Origin of the sequence: Acinetobacter colistiniresistens, assembly GCF_024582815.1 — a bacterium.
Taxonomy (GTDB): domain Bacteria; phylum Pseudomonadota; class Gammaproteobacteria; order Pseudomonadales; family Moraxellaceae; genus Acinetobacter.
In genome coordinates, this window is record NZ_CP102099.1 from 2,816,972 (window position 1) to 2,835,609 (window position 18,638).

An 18,638-nucleotide genomic window follows, 5' to 3' on the forward strand; every position below is an offset into this window, starting at 1 on the left:
GTTACTTTTAGTCTTATTAATTATTATCGCCTGCTATACTTTCAGCACATCTTTTATGCTGCTTATTTAATGCCTTTAAAACATCAAATCCCGACTTTACTTATCTATTCCAGATTGGTGCTGGGTTTTCTTATTGTTGCTGTCACCCTACTTCAGCCTAACTTCTATGCTATTTTTACCGTGATCTTTCTGACGCTCGGACTGCTGAGTGATATTTTTGATGGCATCATTGCCAGACGCCTAGGCATATCAAGCGAAAAATTACGCCGATTAGACTCTAACATTGACCAAGTTTTTTTTATTTGTGCAATTGCTTCAATTTATTTACAACAACCCGATTTTTTTAAACAATATTTCTGGCCCATCATTATTCTGACGCTATTTGAAGTTGCAATTTACCTTGTGAGTTTTATTAAGTTCCGTAAAGAAGTGGCCACCCATAGCCTCGGCGCAAAAATTTGGACCTTATTTCTCTTCGCTTTGTTGGTACAAGTCACGCTCACAGGACAAGGCCAAATTTTATTCTGGATCGTTTTTTGGTTAGGTGTTTTAACCCGAACTGAAATCATTGCCATCATTCTAGTCCTCAAACAATGGCAAAATGATGTTCCTAGCCTCAAACAAGCTTTACGTATCAGAAAAGGTTTAAGCGTCCAGCAGAATCGTCTTTTTAATGGTTAAACCATTTATATAGAACATTAATCTTTTTTAAAGTACCAAGCAGGCAATTGAATTTGTTTTAACTGCTTTCGATGCGCAAGATAACAGGGATCATGCTTTTCAACTTCACCCCAGAAAGCTGCACTATGATCAAAATGTTTGGTATGCGCTAACTCATGCACACAAACAGATCGTACAATATGTTCAGGCATAAGCACCAATGCAGCATTTAACATGATGTCGTGTTTGCAACTACAACTACCCCAACGCGTTTTCGGTCTCCGGATATTGCATTGCTGATATGACAGGCTGATTTGCTGACTCACTTGAGTCAAATATTCAGGTAAAAACTGCTTTGCATAAGCCAAGACAGCTGCCTGCAAAGCCTGCTCTGGCTGCCCATCATTTATCCAGACCAGATGCTGATCAAAATCAAATTTAAACAGAGGCCGCTGCTGTTGCAGGATAATTTGGAAAGGTTGCGAATGGAAAAATAGCGCTAATTGTTCAGGAAATACTGCAACCTGATTTAATTGCTGTTGTTGTTTAGCCCATGTCTCGACCAACCATTGTTCTGATTGATGCAAAAATTGCTGAATCTGTCGTTTACTACAGAATAAAGGAACGGTTAAACGAATACCTGTCGGCTCGACACGCAAGCGCAAATTTCTTGCTCTTGCATGCCGAACGACTTTAATGTCAGGTAATCGCGTTTCCAATGAAACAGATTGCATTACTGCGCTGTACGTTCTTCAATACCACTGTCAGTTGCAACAACTGCAATTGTTGCTGGATTCAATGCAAAAATACCATTGGTCACAACACCAGGAATATTATTCAAGGTTCTTTCTAGTTCAAGTGCATTTAAAATATTTAAATTAAAAACATCTAAAATCACATTGCCATTATCAGTCACCACACCTTCGCGATAAACTGGGTCACCACCTAAAGCCACAATCTTACGTGCTACTGCAGAACGTGCCATAGGAATCACTTCAACAGGAAGCGGAAAATCACGTCCTAATTGATCAACCCATTTTGAGTCATCCACGATACAGACGAATTTTTTCGCAATAGATGCAACAATTTTTTCACGGGTTAAGGCAGCACCACCACCTTTAATCATATGCATATGGCGATCGATTTCATCTGCACCATCTACATAAGCATCCAAGCCACCGACCGAGTTCATATCTACAACTTCGATACCCAACTTCTTTAAACGCTCAGCAGTTGCATTTGAACTGGCAACAGCCGCTTCTAATTGCAATTCAGGCAATAAATCAATTAAAAAATTAACGGTACTTCCTGTTCCTACGCCCAAAATGCCGCCTTTAGGCAAATGTTTCAAAGCTGCTTTGGCGGCAGCTTGTTTTTTTTCATCTTGGCTTGCATATAGACTCATGACTTCACTCAACTATTTTGACATTTGCTATAAAAAACAGCGCAAATGCACGGGGGTTTGCTACAATGATTGTCTATTTTAAACTGTTATAGGGAAGAAGAACATGCTGTCTCGTGTGGTACGACAAATTTTACAAGCAACGGTTTATGATGTTGCAATTGAAACACCGCTTGAAGCAGCTCCACGAATTAGTCAAAGAATTAATAATAACATTCGATTTAAGCGTGAAGATTTACAACCTGTATTCTCTTTTAAGCTACGCGGTGCGTACAACCGCATTAGCCAACTTCCTAAAGATCAACTCGAGCGTGGTGTAATTTGTGCATCTGCGGGTAACCATGCACAAGGCGTTGCATTATCTGGGAAGAAACTGGGTATTCACGCTATTATTGTGATGCCAAGCACGACACCGGACATTAAAGTCCAAGCGGTGAAAAGCTTGGGTGGTCAAGTGGTACTGCATGGCGATAGCTTCGATGTTGCCAACAAATATGCGAAACAACGTGCCGAAGATGAAGGTTTGGTTTTTATTCCGCCTTATGACGATGAATTGGTTATTGCAGGTCAAGGTACCATCGCCAATGAATTAATCCGTCAATGGCGCGATGTTGAATACGTTTTTGTTGCCGTTGGTGGTGGAGGTCTGATCGCAGGCGTCGCAGCGTATTTGGGTGAAGTGGCTCCACATGTAAAAGTGATTGGAGTTGAATACGAAGAATCTGCTTGTTTAAAAGCAGCACTTGAAGTCAATGAACGTGTCGTGTTACAGCATGTCGGTTTATTTGCAGATGGTACCGCAGTCGCACAAATTGGCGAATTACCTTTCGACATCATTCGCTTACGTAAATCAGATAATTCAGGCCCTATTGTTGATCCTGAGATCGTCACCGTCAATACCGATGAAATCTGTGCAGCGATCAAAGACACCTTTGATGAAAATCGCAGTATCGTTGAACCATCAGGTGCGATGGCCTTGGCTGGGATCAAAAAATATGTCGCTGAGCATCAAGTAACAGGCAAAAATATGGTGTCCATTGTTTGTGGCGCCAACATGAACTTTGACCGCCTACGTTATATTGCGGAGCGTACTGAGCTTGGTGAACGTCGTGAAGCCATTTATGCAGTGACAATTCCTGAGCAAAAAGGTGCTTTCTTAAACTTCTGTCGAGCACTTCAAGGTCGCAATATTACAGAATTTAACTATCGCGCCAGTCATAGTAACCTTGCACAAGTCTTTGTCGGGATTAGTCTCAAAGGTGGTGAAACCGAACGACATGAAATTCATGAAATACTGAAACAACAATATGAAGTAGATGATCTCTCTGATGATGAAGTCGCCAAACTGCATATTCGCTACCTCATTGGTGGTCATGCCAATATTGAAAATGAGCGTTTGTTCCGTGTCGAGTTCCCTGAACGTCCAGGTGCACTGCTTACTTTCTTGGAGCGCTTAGGCCCTACACACAATATTACCCTGTTCCATTACCGCAATCATGGTGCAGCTGAAGGTCGCGTTCTGGTCGGACTAGAAGCAACTGATGCGAAACAGAATCCAGATGGTTTGGTCGAAACTTTGGAGAAAATCACCTATCCATATGCTGAGATCAGCGACAATATTGGATATCAGCGCTTTCTTAAATAAAATACGATAAAATAAAGCCGATGAAGATGTCGGCTTTATTTTTAATTGATGATTTTGATGTTCTCCATACTGCTGCAAACAAAATCATTACAAATAGAAAATTATTACAACTTAAAATGGATAAAAACAGATTTTTATCATTTAGTTAAGGACAGTTATGGCACAGTTTGCAGTCATTGGTTTAGGTAGTTTTGGGGCAACTGTTGCATTGGAACTCACCAAACTTAATCATGACGTCATTGGACTTGATACCCTCAAACGCAATGTCGAAAATTTGGCTGATCGGATTACCCATGCAGTAATTGCCGATGCCACCGATGAACATGTTTTGGAAGAACTGAATATCCAGAATTGTGATGCAGTTGTGGTTGCCATTGGTGAAGATATTGAAGCCAGTATTCTATGTGTTTTAAATCTAAAAAATCTTGGCGTTGAAAAAATTTTGGTCAAAGCCAAGACCAAGGCTCATCACACCATCCTTTCTCATTTAAATGTCAGTAAAATTATACATCCTGAAGAAGATATGGGCGTTCGTGTAGCGCAAGCCTTAAATTATCCAATGGTGAGTCGTTATATGGCACTGGATGATGATCACTATATTGTAAAAGTCCCTGTTAATGAAAAACTCAACCAAGTCAATTTATCAGGCATCTTAAAACAAGAACCGAATATCAAATTGTTATTACTCAAGAGAGATCAACAGATTCTCTATGAAACAGATGCCAATTTCACGCTAAAAACGGATGATGTTCTGATTCTAGAAGGCTCTCTCAGTCATCTTAGAAAATTTTCAGGATGCTTTGTATAATATGGCATTTAAAATAAACCCCCAGAAGACATTTAACCTAAGCCCACCTTCTTTGCTCGCGATTGGTTTTTTGAGTTTTATTATTATTGGTACAATTTTACTTAAACTTCCCATCGCAAATAAAGGCAATGTCAGCTGGATGGATGCTCTGTTTACAGCTACTTCAGCTGTAACTATTACTGGTTTATCCGTAGTAAACCTGAATGATTCTTTCAATCATTTTGGACAGTTCATTATTTTATTACTGATTCAGTCGGGTGGCTTGGGCTTTATGACCTTTGCCATTTTAGCTGCACTAAGTTTAGCCCCCAAATTGGGTCTGAAACAGCAAATGATGGCCCAAGATAGCCTAGGACAAACCAGCCTGTCTAAAGTTACTTTTGTTGCCAAAGGCGTAGTACTCTATACCGTGTTCTTTGAACTGATTGGGGTCATTATTCTGACCGCCTCCTTTGCCCCCATCTATGGTTTTGCTCGAGGATTGTACTATGCCGTCTTTTATAGTGTCTCGGCCTTCAATAACGCTGGGTTTTCATTATTTGAAAACAGCCTCATCAGCTTTCAAAGTCATTATCTGATTTGTTTAACCATCAGCATTCTATACACATTGGGCGGGATTGGCTTTTTAGTCTTGATCGATGTAAAACAAAATAAGCGTTGGAGCAAACTGACACCAAACAGCAAATTAATCCTGAGTACTATCGCAATTTTAAATCTGGTCGCTTTTGTACTCATCTGGCTTTTGGAGTCAAACAACCCTCTCACACTCGGCTCAATGAGTTTAGGCGAACAGGCCATGAATGCCTGGTTTCAAGCCACCGTACCACGCTCTTCAGGATTTAATACCATCGACACTGGTTCGATGGAACACAGTACTGCCTTACTGACCATGCTTTTGATGTTTATTGGTGGTGGATCACTCAGTACTGCTGGCGGGATTAAAGTTGGTACTTTCGTCATTTTATTGCTGTGTGTAATTTCTTTTTTAAGGCGCAATGAAGAAATTCGTATTTTTAATCACTCCGTCTCTCAAGAAACGACATATAAAGCACTTGCTGTTGCAGCGATTACCGGTATGTTGGTCTTTGTAGGTTGCTTTATTCTTTTTCTGCTTGAACCCAAGCTCGATGTACTCGATCTGATGTTTGAAGTGGTGTCTGCTGCCTGTACAGTTGGCCTGTCACGTGGCGTAACAGGCCAACTGCATGACGGTAGCTTATTTGTCCTGAGCCTACTAATGTTTACAGGTCGATTAGGACCACTGACACTGGCCTATTTAATTGCGACCCCCAAAAAGAGTCGCTTAAAACATGCCAATGCCAATATTCAAATCGGATGATGATCTAGCGGTTGCTCAATCACTATCGCTTGTCGACAAATACCTTCGGCTTGGCGTTGCTGCTCAAACTGGGCTTTAGACATCACATCAAAATGATCACAGAAACTAATCTCCTGTTTATCAATTGAATAAATCAGAGATTGGTTTCCAATGCCCTGTAAAGTGTCATAAAACACAATAACAAAGTTACCCTCTTCAAAAGCCTGCTGAATTCCGGCATAAGCTAAAGCCGCATTCACCGGAATCTGCAAAGCTTGTGCATCGAGATAACTCTGCTTTTCATTTTCATCAATATAGGGATCGGGATCTGTATAAAAAGACACATTAAAGCCCAGTCTTTTCAACGCCACAGCCAAAGCAATGGTAAAGGTTCCCTCTTTTCGATCATGGCGACATAGTTGGATCAGGTCAGCAATATCAATATGGCTATGATATTGCTTTAAGATTAACCACGTTGCAAATACCCCACAATTTGCTTCAAGCTGTAATAAAGGTTCTGGAATATTTAAACTCATTTAGTACCAATTCATTAATGAGACACCCAAGCCGACATAGGTTGCTCGGTGGTTATAATCAATCAGACTTTCGCCATAGCCATCAAATATTTGTAAATGACCACGCAATTTATCTTTAATAGGAAAAGCCCAGTCAAACTGCACTGCACCATGCGAACGATCGCCACCTTTTAATGAATGGCGCAGCATCAAGGAAAAGTCGTTATCACCTTTACGATAGAATGCAGTTAAATCACCACGACCAATATAATCCTTAATATCTGGATTATTATCATCTTTGGCTTCTTCCTCTATGCGGTACCAAGGGCGAACCATCAAGGCAAAATTATCTTTCTCGAAGCCTAGATTAAAAATCACTCGGTTCCAGCTACGAGAGAGTGGATCTGAACGTCCATTAGATTGATGGTTCAATGTCACACCAAGCAAACGTGCATTCAGACCTAAAATTTCATAATTGGTTCGAAACATCAAACTTGCTTCAGGCTCATAATTAGTCTCACGGAACGGGCGAGATTCTTTCGAATTATACACCTGCCAACGTGAAGACTGAGTATAACCCAACCAAAGATCACCATTGTCACCAAAGATATTTTCCCAAGCTTTGGTCTTAAACGAAAGCTGAAATTTAGCCTCACTTGAGGTGAGATCCTGCTTTTGTTTTACCGTGTTTTCAGGATTTGGACTACTTGGAAACTCATTTTTATCGCTAGTCCAAAATACTGGCAGCAAGTAAACTGGTTGATACGCACGGATATTCCAGACACCCAGTTTACTCTCCTCTGAAAGCTCCCAACGACGATCTAACAAAGACACATTCGGATCAAATTTAGGTGCTGCCCCTAAAATATTTAAATCACTGACCTTTTGCACCACTTTATCTTTAAAAGACTCAGGCTTGGCTTTTTCATTTGCTTCAGCCGCAGGCATCGCTGCTGCAAGCATAGGTGCAGCATCCGTCTGCACTTGTGTTGGGATAATGGTCGGTGCTTTAAAAAGACTATCATAACAAGCCAAACGTTCAGCATTTGCTGCCAGAGCTACACACGCATCTACGGTGGCTGGACTTGTTGGTGCTGTTGATTGCGCATGTGCTAACGCTGTCGTTAAAGAGCCGAGTATCGCGAGGATACTCAGCTCCAAATGACTACGTTCAAAAGACTTGAACGCCATACATTTCTCCGATTTTTATTTTATTAATTAACTTGCTGGATATTAAATCCAAGTTTCTGCAATTCTTCACGTTTCGCAAATGGCGCAACCACTGCTTTTACAGGTTTTTGAGCCAATAAATATTGCTTCGCCACACGCTGTATATCCTCTAGGTTGACGTTCAATAAACGTTCACGCAAAATTTTACGGAATTTCGGCGTGCGTGAATGCAACAATGCATAACATGCGGTAATTGCTTCCCCTGCCGGTGAACCTGGCTTATCCATACTTGCAACCAAACCAAGAATTGCTTCTTCTAATTGATGTGGTTGTTGTTCAGTATTTAATAACCACTGTACACTGGCTTCAAAATCATTAAATGTTTCCGCTAAACGTGGATCACGGTAGCTGTAGAAACGGAATGAACACGCATTTCCATCATAACTTGCGCCACCACCATAAGCACCACCTTTTTCACGAATGGCACTATGTAAAAAACCATTACGCAAGTAAGCCGCCAATACCATCAAGGGAGCTGCATCTGGATGTGCAACATCAACCGCTTGATAAGCAGAAGAACAGAATTGAACATTGGCCTGAATCAACCATGCTTCATCGTCATTGGTATTGACTTGATCCACTTGTGTCAAAGTCACAGGAGCTTGATCAACCGCTAACTTATCCCAGACATTTTGGACTTCTTCAACCAAACGATCCGATTGATGCTCTTCACACACCAACAAGAACTGTTTTGGCGCTTGCATTAACTTGCGGTGAATCGCCTGTAATTCAGTAATCAATGCTTGATAAGCTGTATCATCTTGATCAATCTTGTTCACCAAGTCTGTAAGCCAATTTAGCGCGCCTAAACCTGTATTATGATAATCACGGCGAGCCAATGCACTCATTTGACGAGATGCAGCCTGCATGGCATAGCTATGACCAGAACCGGATAAACGTGACTGCCAACGGGTCTTACGTTGTTGTAACAATTCGATAATACGATCTTTTTCATCAAAACGAAGCTGCTCAAAAGCAAGTTTAAGCAGTTGAATTGCATCCAACTTTTGTGTCAAAGATTTCGTTGTTAAGGTTAACCATGCACTGATACGGTCTTTATCATCCACCTTACTGCGTAAAGATGCTCCCATACCCAGACCACCGCTGACAGCCGTTTGGATTTGTTGCAATTGAAGATAGTCGTATTCACCAGCACCTACTTCGCCCATCAGAATTGAAAGCAAATTAAAGTAAGGCGATTGTACGATTTCATCAGGAATCTGAATCAGCACCTGTTGATAGTAAATCCCATTGGTACCCGCATGATAAAGATTCAACGGCGTATCTAAACCATTGCAGATAATTTCGCGCAATTGCCCTTGTACAATCTGCAATTCTGCTGGGATATCTTCCAAACCGACTTTTGGTAACAACTCAAGATCGTCTGGCGTATCTTGACGCTTTTTCAAAGCTTCTGTTTTTTCCTGAATTTCAACTTTCTGAAGCTCAGTCAAATTGGCCGTAATCTCAGCCAAACGCGCCTGCTCAGCTTGCTGTTCTTTGACTGATTTGGTTGCATCTGGCACCAAGGTCATTTGCACACGATGCGGGTTATCCAATAAATGTGTTTGAATTAAATTGGACAACCACATTGGGTCTTTGAGTTCTTCTTTAACTTGCTCAATCGCAGAGTCAACATCCCAAACATGAATTGGATCATTATGATGGATGGCACTGCCTAAACCGTTCAAGATCAGGCTCAGACCATACGGTGTACCATCACCATTAATTTCACGTTGATGCAATTCAATCTGATGAAGAATCGCATCCACCAGATCGGTATCAACTGGTTTAGCTGCAACGTCTGTTAAAATGCTTAAAACACCTTGTTTAAAGGTATCGGCATGTTCTGCATTTGAACCTTGTACACCACAATAGAAAGTCATTTCAAAGTTGCTGTCATCAACCCCCATCAGTGGGCCTGTTGATTGTGCATAACCACAGGTTTCTAAATACTGGCGTAAAGGTGAAGCAGAGTTTTCCAATAAAATACCTTCAACCAGACGCATACCTAAGCGTAGTTTAATATCACTGGTTTCTGGCAATAACCAAGACATCACATGATAGGTTTTATCTTTTAGGTCTTCGCTATCCACTGCATAGCTTTCCGTCACTTCCACGGGTGCTGTCAAACGCTTTTCTGGCGTTGAGTACAAGGTTGTACCTTGTGAGAATTTATGTAGAGCTAATCTTTCAAATTGCTCTTGCAGATCATAAGCACTCTGATTACCGAAAGTCATAAACACCGCATTACTTGGATGATAATGGGTTTTATAAAAGTCGACGAGTTGTTCATAACTTAAATCAGGAATGTCTTTTGGATCGCCACCAGAATTATAGTGATAGGTCGTTTCAGGGAATAAATGATGCGCCAACTGGTGATACAACTGATCTGTTGGGGAGCTCATCGCGCCCTTCATTTCATTGAACACCACCCCTTTGTAAACGGCTTGATCGTTTTCCAGTTCAATACGAATACCTTCTTGCGCAAAATCTAGAGGATTCAAATTTGCGGCAAAAGCGGCGTCTAAATACACCGACAAGAGGTTCTGAAAGTCTTTTTTATTCTGCGTTGCAAATGGATACGCCGTCCAGTCTGCTGCCGTAAAAGCATTCATAAACGTATTTAAAGAACGACGAATCATTAAAAAGAAGGGATCTCGTACCGGAAACTTTTCAGAACCACATAGCGCCGTGTGCTCTAAAATATGTGCAGTTCCTTTTGAATCCATAGGTTGGGTTCTAAAAGCCACCAAAAACACATTTTCTTCATGGCTTGTGGCTAAGTGGTAGTGAACTGCACCAGTCACTTTGTGCTTATATTCTAAAACTTGAATATCGAGTGCTTCTACATGGTGTTGACGTAATAGCTGAAACGCGGGATGAGTTGTTTGGGTAATGCTTTCAGTAACATCTACAGTCATGTGATCTCCAATTTATCTCTATTAAATTCATTACAATTGATTATAGAGAGTCTACCGAAGAATACGTATCGATATCCATGTAAATTACTCTATTTTTGTAGAAAAAAGCAGCGCCCAAGCCCAAACAGTGTTTTAGAAAATTTTATAGAAATTACTGCGCACTAGCACAAAGGCCGATTCCCCGACTGTGATAAAAATGAGCCGTCTATATCGTATCCGTGAATCAGTTCATCACACCAAAAATAAATCTGTGCTATTGTTCGTTTCAATCGAATAAACACATGCCAGCGCTTTTACAGCGCTACACTAGATGGAACTGAAGCGGCATATCTTAAATTGTGAATATCGAATCAGAATATCAATTTGCGTAAGAATTCCAGACTTCTTTTAATTTTAATTAGATATTGCTCCGCGACATTACCTCATTTCAAGATTGTGCAACGGTTTGCTGAATTTTCTTCAACAACCTACTGTAATCCGTAGCATTCGTGTAAACTTTACTTTTTGATTTTTACTGTGATGACAAACATGGCAACTGTTGATCTTTTTGCAATTGGTAATGCACTCATTGACCAAGAATTTAAGGTTTCAAATGAGTTTTTAACGCAACAGGCGTTGCAAAAAGGCACGATGCAGTTGGCCGATGGTGAAACACAGGCAAATCTATATCAAAAATTACAAGCAACTCAAACTTATAAAGGCCAGGCCAGCGGCGGTTCAGCAGCCAATACTACCGTTGCTTTTAGTGCATTGGGTGGTACTGCATTTTATGGCTGTCGCGTGGGTAATGATGAACTTGGTAGAATTTACCTAGACGGCTTAAACGAAGCAGGCATCAGCACCGCAACTCAATCGATTAGTGAAGGTGTAACAGGCACCTGTATGGTTCTGATCAGTCCAGATTCAGAACGCACCATGCAAACTTACCTCGGTATTACTGCTGAATTATCGACTGAACAGATTGATCTTGAGCCGCTTAAAACTGCAAAATGGCTGTATATCGAAGGTTATTTATCAACTAGCGATACCGCACGTGTTGCGGTTAAACAAGCACGTGAACTTGCAAAAGCACAGGGTGTAAAAATTGCCTTATCGCTGTCTGACCCAGCCATGGTGCAATATGCACGGCAAGGTCTGGAAGAACTTCTAGATGACGGTGTTGACTTGTTATTCTGTAATGAACAAGAAGCGTTGATGTTTACTGAAACAGATAACCTTGAAGCTTCGATTGCACGTCTAAGCTTAAAAAATAAACAAGTGGTCATTACGCAAGGCGCTAAAGGTGCTGTGATTGTAGATGGTGCACACCACTTCCACGTTAATGGCCGTGCTGTTGAAGCAGTCGACACCAATGGCGCAGGTGATGCATTTTCAGGTGCATTCTTATATGCAATGAATGCAGGTTTAAGCTTGGAAGCTGCGGCACAACTTGCTATTTTGATCTCAAGCGAGGTCGTTGCTCAGTATGGACCACGTTTAAGTGTAGAGAACTACGCTAAACTTTTCGAACAATTCCAAAAAGCTCAGCAGGAATGTGCGTAATATGGAAAAGATTTGCATGACCGAGGAAGTCCCTGAACGTGAGTCTCGTGCATACGACACCATGAAAGGAACCACGATTTTCATTACTCAAAAAGATGGCAACTTCTATGCCTATCAGAATGTTTGCCCACATTTGCAAACTGAACTTGAATATTTAGAAAATCAATTCTTAGACCAAGACCGAGAATACATTCAGTGCTCTACTCACGGCGCGCTGTTTTCAGTCGAAACAGGCGAATGTATTTCTGGACCATGTTTGGGTGAATTTCTTGAAAAAGTAAATTTGGAAGTCCACTCAGATGGTGGTATCTATATTGATTAACACCTAGATCATGAATTCTGCAATGACTGAATTTTTCCTCAATTATTACCTTATGCCATTTCATATGAGTGTTGTGGCTTTAATTGTGCTCAGCATTGCAGAAACCATCGGAATTGTGATTGGTTTACGGCCCAGCCATTTGGTGAAAAAGCTGACGCCTGAATGGTTACTCAATTCTCCGTTGCTTGACGTCAAATTTTCTAAATATCTCATCTTTGTATTCCTATTAATCAACTTTAGTTTCGCGGGTTATTTTTTAGAGCTCTCATTCTTTGCTTTACAACACTATTTCATTTCACCTTATTATTTATTTGTTCCTGCTTTAATCATCGATATTTTCTTTACCGTATTTATGATTCATTGCCTAGATCAGGTAATTAAGCCTAAAGTCATTCATACCCATACTAATTTGGTTGGCCGTTTAGCCACTATTTCGACTGGCAATGCACGTCCAGGATTTTCAGCACAAGCACGTGTCCGTGATGAGTTTGGACAGCTGTATTATGTACAAGTCGAGCCAGAATACGGCGAGCTCGAATTACAATCACAAGTGTTGTTGATTAGTCAAAAATCGAACTCACATTATCTCGCAAAGAAAATCTCGCTTTCAAATAATTTGTTTACACCAGACTAAATTTTCACTCAAAAAGCTCTTTTCTGCATTAAAAACCCAGAAAATTACATTTTATTACAAATGTATGGGGTAAAAGTTTTGAATTAGGCTCTTCCCTTCTTCTGGTTTTTATGATCTCACTGGCACCAAAAGCACGACAGTGAAATCCATCACATTTTTTAAAATAATCTTTAGCTATACACTAGGTTTTACCATGACTTCATTCTAAAAATTATTTAATTGTGGAAGTAAATTTATAACCCACTGTATATATTATAAATTTTATATTCATACTATTTTAGTTGGTTTAACATTTTTTTAATTCACTATAAACCATATCTTTTTAATCGGATATAAAAATGCAAATACAACTATTTTAATCAGATTTTAAAATTAATTCCTATTATTTTAGTTGGATAAAATATTTATTTTAAAATATTTAAAATAACAAACATAAATAATTGATAAATAACAACTAAATCAATAATTATTATTTTAAAACCCTAAAGGTTTATTTTTAATGAATTTTATTTAATAATGTTTTACATCTTCTTTAAATATGAGGCTGGGTTCAATGAACACGAGTTCTCAAGATCCAAATCGGCGGCTCATCAGAGAAATCACGATTATTCTTATTATTAAAGTTGTCCTTCTCTTGGTGATTAAACACATCTGGTTTGATGCGCCAACGATTCCAAAAGATTTTAACAATGAAGTTGCCGAGCGTATTGCTGGTGACATGTCCAAAACTCAGGAGACACGTTGATGATTTCTGAAAGCGTGGTCGATCTTTCGCGGTTCCAATTTGCAATGACCGCAATGTATCACTTTCTTTTCGTCCCTCTAACTTTAGGTCTGGCTTTTATTCTTGCCATTATGGAAACCACGTATGTGATTTCTGGTAAAGAAATCTATAAAGACATGACCAAATTCTGGGGGAAACTCTTCGGGATTAACTTTGCCCTAGGTGTAACCACTGGTTTAACCATGGAATTCCAGTTTGGTACCAACTGGGCCTATTATTCCCACTATGTAGGCGATATTTTCGGGGCGCCACTTGCCATTGAAGGTTTGATGGCCTTCTTCCTTGAATCAACCTTTATCGGTTTGTTCTTCTTTGGGTGGGATCGCCTATCTAAAGTCCAACATTTAGGCGTGACGTGGTTAGTCGCAATTGGTTCGAATATGTCTGCCTTGTGGATTCTGATCGCAAACGGTTGGATGCAAAACCCAGTTGGTGCTGCATTTAACTACGAAACCATGCGTATGGAACTGGTTGATTTCGGTGCATTGATCTTCAACCCTGTTGCTCAGGTGAAGTTTGTACATACGGTTTCTGCGGGTTATGTCACAGGTGCGATCTTCGTTCTTGCGATCTCAAGCTACTATCTACTAAAGAAACGTGACTTACCTTTTGCGCGTCGTTCATTCGCAATTGCTGCCATCTTCGGTTTAGCTTCAACACTTTCTGTGATTTTGCTTGGTGATGAATCTGGTTATGAACTCGGTGATGTTCAAAAAACCAAACTTGCTGCAATCGAAGCTGAATGGCATACCGAACCTGCGCCTGCTGCATTTACCTTATTTGGTCTCCCAAATCAGCAGGAAATGCGCACCGATTATGCAATTAAGATTCCTTATGTGATGGGGATTATTGCAACGCGTTCTACAGACAAAGAAGTGACCGGTTTACGCGACTTGATGAAAGAACATGAAGTGCGTATCCGTAACGGTATGGTGGCTTATAGCGAGTTAGAAAAACTTCGTGCGGGCGACCGTTCTCCAGACTTATTGGCTTCATTTGAGAAAAATCAAAAAGACTTAGGTTATGGCCTACTCTTGAAAAAATATTCTCCAAATGTGGTTGATGCAACTGAAGAACATATTCAGGCGGCAACTAAAGACACCATTCCAAATGTAGCGGCTCTATTCTTCTCATTCCGTGCAATGGTGGCTTCTGGCTTCCTGATGTTATTGCTATTCCTTCTTGCAACATGGTCAGTGGCAAAACGTAATGCCGAAGATAAGCCTTGGTTACTCAAATTTGCTTTGCTTGCTCTCCCACTCCCATGGATTGCAGCTCAAACAGGTTGGTATGTGGCTGAAGGTGGCCGTCAACCCTGGTCGATTGGTGAAATTCTACCAACACACCTCTCAGCATCTAGCGTAAGTACTGGTGATGTGTGGGGTTCAATTATTGCACTTGCCGCGTTCTATACTGTACTGCTCATTATTGAAATGTATTTAATGATCAAATTTGCTCGTTTAGGTCCAAGCTCTTTGCATACTGGTAAATATCACTTTGAAAAACTAGAAGCAAAAGCTGGGGAGGCTCAATCATGATCGAATATGAACTCCTAAAAATCATCTGGTGGGTACTGGTTGGTGTACTACTGATTGGCTTTGCCCTCACCGATGGTTTCGATATGGGCTCAATGGCACTGATGCCATTCGTGGGTAAAACTGACTCTGAACGCCGTGCAGCAATCAATACCATTGCACCGCACTGGGACGGTAACCAAGTCTGGTTTATTACAGCTGGTGGTGCACTATTTGCTGCTTGGCCAATGGTCTATGCGGTGGCCTTCTCTGGCATGTATTGGGCCTTACTGCTGGTTCTATTTGCCCTGTTCCTGCGACCCGTCGGTTTCGACTATCGCTCTAAATTAGCGAATACCCAATGGCGTACCTCTTGGGACTGGGGACTATGTATCGGTGGCGCTGTTCCTGCACTGGTGTTTGGCGTAGCCTTTGGTAACTTGTTCCTCGGTGTACCCTTTAGCTTAGACGACACGTTACGTTCGCAATATACAGGTAGCTTCTTTGCACTCTTAAATCCGTTTGCACTGATTTGCGGTCTTGTTAGCCTATCAATGTTATGTGCACATGGTGGTGCTTGGCTGATGCTGCGTACCGATGGCAATTTGCATAACCGTTCTGCCAAAGCTACACAGATCATGGCAATCGTGTTCCTTGTGTGCTTCTTGGCTGCGGGTGCATGGTTAGCCTTTGGCAATATCTCCGGTTATAGCTATGCCACTACGGTCAATACCAATGCTGCGCTTAACCCACTTGCGAAAGATGTGGTGACCAATGCCAATCATGGTTGGTTAAACAACTATACAACGTACCCGATCACCATGGCTGCACCAATCGCTGCAATCTTGGGGGCATTATTGGTAATTGTTAGTGCCGCGAAACATAAAGCAGCTGTGAGTTTTACCGGTACAAGTCTGATGATTGTTGGTGCAATCCTGACTGCCGGTTTTGCCTTGTTCCCATTCTTATTACCATCAAGCATTGACCCAACCTCAAGCTTGACCATGTGGGATGCTGTTTCTAGTCATAAAACCCTTGGTGTAATGACCGTTGCTGCATGTATCTTCGTTCCACTCATTTTGATCTACACCTCTTGGTCGTATTACAAAATGTGGGGTGTCATCACCAACAAACATATTGAAGAAAATTCACATAGTTTGTATTAATCAGGAGATATAACATGTGGTATTTTGCATGGATTCTAGGCATTTTGATGGCGTGCTTTGCAGGTGTACTCAGTGCACTGTATATCGAACACCATCAAAATTTAGATGAGGAATAATAAAATGGCTGAAGCAATGACAACACCGAAGAATAGTAAAGCGCAAGTATTTGCAATGACCGTTTCGTTTTTGTTGGCATTGCCCCTTGCTGCTATTTTACTGATACACCCATCCCTGATGTTGGATGCAAACGGACATTACAATCATAGCTTGCTCATGTTGGTAATGATTGGAATTTCTGGTGGCTTCGTGCATGGCGTTGGGTTTATACCCAGATTCTGGTTATGGAAATGGTTATTTAGTCCCTACATCGCCTGGCCTTTAATGCTGTTAGGGTATTTTATTTGGGTCGGCAACTAAATCCCTCCTCACCATAAAAAAGCTGCTGGTTGATCTGGCAGCTTTTTTATTTAGTGTAGTTTAGAATAAAACCAAACTAAATTTGATCGATCTTGAAATAATTTAATCTACTTTACTCGATGGTTGAATCTCATCACCACTTTCACGCTGGTCAATTTGAGCTTGTACAGTTTGCTCGGTAACTATTGTATCGCTAACTTCTTCTTCAGTATTTTGTTCTAACTGATTCGGCTTATCAATCATTTGCTGATACTTAGATACGGCACTCTCTTTTAAATTCTGGACTTGCTCACTCTCGAGGATGCGCTTACTGGTATCTAACGCTTTATTAGCAAGTGTTTTGGAACCATCAAGCAAACTAGTTTTCGCAGAACCCAAAAGTGCTGTTAAATGCTCAGCACTATCGGTATGAAAATCTTTTAGAATGTGTTGTTCCGTATTTTCAACTGAAAAATCCAAATAGGGTGCTTCAGAAAATTTAAGTGCATTCGCAATAAAAACGGTGGGGATGGAACCACGTTTGGTATTATATTCTCGAACATAATGATTGAATGTTTCACGTTGATGTCCAATTTCATCCTCAACAGCCTTTATACTCTGCATTAGACTCTGGTATTGTTCATTTGCTTTAAGATCAGGATAACGCTGAACCAAACCTTGAATTCCCATCAAAGCTACTTGTGACTCACGCTGCCCAGAAACAATTTCATTTGCTTTAGTTACATCTTTAGAAATAGTCAGATGTAAAAGTTGCTCGCCATCTTGATAATTTTTAACTACATCAATTAATTGATTAATCAGATTCACTTTTTTTGCAACGATACAGAAATATTAGACAGACTAGATTTAATAAACTCTGCTTTTGCTTGCAAAGTATTATACGCTTTGAGCAGCAGATACATCACAATCAAAAAAATGAAAAATATAATCCAAAACATATCACCCTCAAATCATTTTCTCATTATTTAGAAGCTTGGAATAGCTTCCGTCAATTGAATCAATATTTTAAATATTTATAAGTATGTTAAATGAAGCCAGATCAAAAAACCATCTGATACATTCGTACAGCATAGAGCCAGTTCCATTTCAAAAAACTCAAACAACAAACTTAAACTATTGAATTAATATACTTTACTAACCGCATCTGGCATCAAAAAAATTAAAACCAAGACTATTTAAAATCAAAATTCATGAAAAAAGTCCTATAATGTAAAATAAAATCCAACTTAATATTTATATTTGATAATATTTTATATAACAGATTTATCAAATCTGATAAGCGTTTTCATTTTAAATCTATAATTAAAAACATAGTACCAACTGCAATAGCAATATGATCCAAGCTTGACTAAAAATGAGCCTGACCAAGATTCGAATCTTTCTTATAAAATTTTACTTTAAAACCCGCCTCATAGCAGTATCTCAATACTGTATCAGACATCTTATAGCTAAAATTACGATAATTTTGACATAAGAAAATAAAATAAGACATGAGAGATAGTGCTATGGCAAAAGTAATCTCAGCAAAAGAAGTTAAGTCCGTGGGCAAGATATTTGCTTTCATCGTTTAATAGTTAAGATAACAGCATTAATCATTATCTCGATTGATTGATGCTATCATGTCATACCATTGCAATTACAAAGTCATCATAATGTAGTTATCTATAGCTACTACTCTGTATTTTTGCCTATATTTCATACATTTTATCATTGGTGAGCAAAAGCCCTACCACAACTTTTATCGGCAATTACCACGA

At 40.1% G+C, this 18,638-nt stretch carries 18 protein-coding genes; 12 read left to right on the plus strand and 6 right to left on the minus strand.

Annotation, left to right across the window (positions count from 1 at the left end):
* Nucleotides 1-69: 69 nt before the first annotated feature.
* Nucleotides 70-681 carry a CDP-alcohol phosphatidyltransferase family protein gene (locus NQU59_RS13490; RefSeq protein WP_043969800.1) on the plus strand — a complete coding sequence of 204 codons (612 nt, stop codon included), beginning with the start codon at nt 70-72 and terminating at the stop codon, nt 679-681.
* A gap of 17 nt (nt 682-698) precedes the next feature.
* Here the strand turns inward: NQU59_RS13490 and NQU59_RS13495 are convergent, their stop codons facing one another.
* A complete protein-coding gene (locus NQU59_RS13495; RefSeq protein ID WP_043969799.1) occupies nt 699-1,394 on the minus strand; it encodes a M48 family metallopeptidase in 696 nt (231 codons plus the stop codon).
* The gene (gene rpiA, locus NQU59_RS13500) at nt 1,394-2,065 is read right to left on the minus strand and encodes a ribose-5-phosphate isomerase RpiA (protein ID WP_005275181.1); all 672 of its coding nucleotides are present in this window, start codon (nt 2,063-2,065) and stop codon (nt 1,394-1,396) included. The genes NQU59_RS13495 and rpiA overlap by 1 nt, the downstream gene beginning before the upstream one ends.
* 103 nt (nt 2,066-2,168) lie before the next feature.
* Here rpiA and ilvA point away from each other — a divergent pair, with 103 nt between their 5' ends.
* The 3 genes from ilvA (at nt 2,169) to NQU59_RS13515 (ending at nt 5,854) form a co-directional block, all read left to right on the plus strand.
* Nucleotides 2,169-3,707 (plus strand): threonine ammonia-lyase, biosynthetic, encoded by a 1,539-nt coding sequence (gene ilvA / locus NQU59_RS13505; RefSeq protein ID WP_257063785.1) that lies wholly within the window; start codon nt 2,169-2,171, stop codon nt 3,705-3,707.
* Between the two features lie 157 nt (nt 3,708-3,864).
* Nucleotides 3,865-4,515 carry a potassium channel family protein gene (locus tag NQU59_RS13510; protein WP_257063786.1) on the plus strand — a complete coding sequence of 217 codons (651 nt, stop codon included), beginning with the start codon at nt 3,865-3,867 and terminating at the stop codon, nt 4,513-4,515.
* 1 nt (nt 4,516) lies between these two features.
* Nucleotides 4,517-5,854: a TrkH family potassium uptake protein gene (locus NQU59_RS13515; RefSeq protein ID WP_257063787.1), complete on the plus strand. Its 1,338-nt coding sequence runs from the start codon at nt 4,517-4,519 to the stop codon at nt 5,852-5,854.
* On the opposite strand, the gene NQU59_RS13520 is transcribed toward NQU59_RS13515, so the two are convergent.
* Genes NQU59_RS13520 through NQU59_RS13530 form a run of 3 tightly spaced genes read right to left on the minus strand, consistent with a single transcriptional unit; the run spans nt 5,842 to nt 10,502 of the window.
* Complete coding sequence (locus NQU59_RS13520; RefSeq protein ID WP_096911320.1) at nt 5,842-6,369, minus strand: cysteine peptidase family C39 domain-containing protein; 528 nt, start codon at nt 6,367-6,369, stop codon at nt 5,842-5,844. The two genes, NQU59_RS13515 and NQU59_RS13520, sit on opposite strands and share 13 nt — an antisense overlap.
* Nucleotides 6,370-7,539: a phospholipase A gene (locus tag NQU59_RS13525; RefSeq protein ID WP_005241783.1), complete on the minus strand. Its 1,170-nt coding sequence runs from the start codon at nt 7,537-7,539 to the stop codon at nt 6,370-6,372. It abuts the gene before it with no gap.
* A 23-nt stretch (nt 7,540-7,562) separates the two neighbouring features.
* Nucleotides 7,563-10,502, minus strand: a complete 2,940-nt coding sequence (locus NQU59_RS13530) for an insulinase family protein (protein WP_257063789.1) — start codon at nt 10,500-10,502, stop codon at nt 7,563-7,565.
* Between the two features lie 528 nt (nt 10,503-11,030).
* On the opposite strand from NQU59_RS13530, the gene NQU59_RS13535 reads away from it, so the two are divergent.
* The 8 genes from NQU59_RS13535 (at nt 11,031) to NQU59_RS13570 (ending at nt 16,881) form a co-directional block, all read left to right on the plus strand.
* On the plus strand, nt 11,031-12,044 hold the full coding sequence (locus NQU59_RS13535) for an adenosine kinase (RefSeq protein ID WP_257063790.1): 1,014 nt from the start codon (nt 11,031-11,033) through the stop codon (nt 12,042-12,044).
* Nucleotides 12,045-12,060: 16 nt separating this feature from the next.
* Nucleotides 12,061-12,366 carry a Rieske (2Fe-2S) protein gene (locus NQU59_RS13540; protein WP_010590022.1) on the plus strand — a complete coding sequence of 102 codons (306 nt, stop codon included), beginning with the start codon at nt 12,061-12,063 and terminating at the stop codon, nt 12,364-12,366.
* A 22-nt stretch (nt 12,367-12,388) separates the two neighbouring features.
* Entirely contained in the window at nt 12,389-13,000 is a 612-nt protein-coding gene (locus tag NQU59_RS13545) for an OB-fold-containig protein (protein WP_010590023.1), read from the plus strand.
* Between the two features lie 553 nt (nt 13,001-13,553).
* Complete coding sequence (gene cydP, locus NQU59_RS13550; protein ID WP_004806751.1) at nt 13,554-13,745, plus strand: cytochrome oxidase putative small subunit CydP; 192 nt, start codon at nt 13,554-13,556, stop codon at nt 13,743-13,745.
* The gene (locus NQU59_RS13555; RefSeq protein WP_257063793.1) at nt 13,745-15,322 is read left to right on the plus strand and encodes a cytochrome ubiquinol oxidase subunit I; all 1,578 of its coding nucleotides are present in this window, start codon (nt 13,745-13,747) and stop codon (nt 15,320-15,322) included. Before cydP ends, NQU59_RS13555 begins: the two co-directional genes overlap by 1 nt.
* The gene (cydB, locus tag NQU59_RS13560) at nt 15,319-16,464 is read left to right on the plus strand and encodes a cytochrome d ubiquinol oxidase subunit II (RefSeq protein ID WP_257063795.1); all 1,146 of its coding nucleotides are present in this window, start codon (nt 15,319-15,321) and stop codon (nt 16,462-16,464) included. Before NQU59_RS13555 ends, cydB begins: the two co-directional genes overlap by 4 nt.
* A 14-nt stretch (nt 16,465-16,478) precedes the next feature.
* Nucleotides 16,479-16,580, plus strand: a complete 102-nt coding sequence (gene cydX / locus NQU59_RS13565) for a cytochrome bd-I oxidase subunit CydX (protein ID WP_000270276.1) — start codon at nt 16,479-16,481, stop codon at nt 16,578-16,580.
* 4 nt (nt 16,581-16,584) lie between these two features.
* Nucleotides 16,585-16,881, plus strand: a complete 297-nt coding sequence (locus NQU59_RS13570) for a cyd operon YbgE family protein (RefSeq protein ID WP_005241811.1) — start codon at nt 16,585-16,587, stop codon at nt 16,879-16,881.
* Between the two features lie 102 nt (nt 16,882-16,983).
* Here NQU59_RS13570 and NQU59_RS13575 read toward each other — a convergent pair whose 3' ends face one another.
* Nucleotides 16,984-17,688: a LemA family protein gene (locus tag NQU59_RS13575; RefSeq protein ID WP_257063798.1), complete on the minus strand. Its 705-nt coding sequence runs from the start codon at nt 17,686-17,688 to the stop codon at nt 16,984-16,986.
* Nucleotides 17,689-18,638 lie beyond the last annotated feature (950 nt).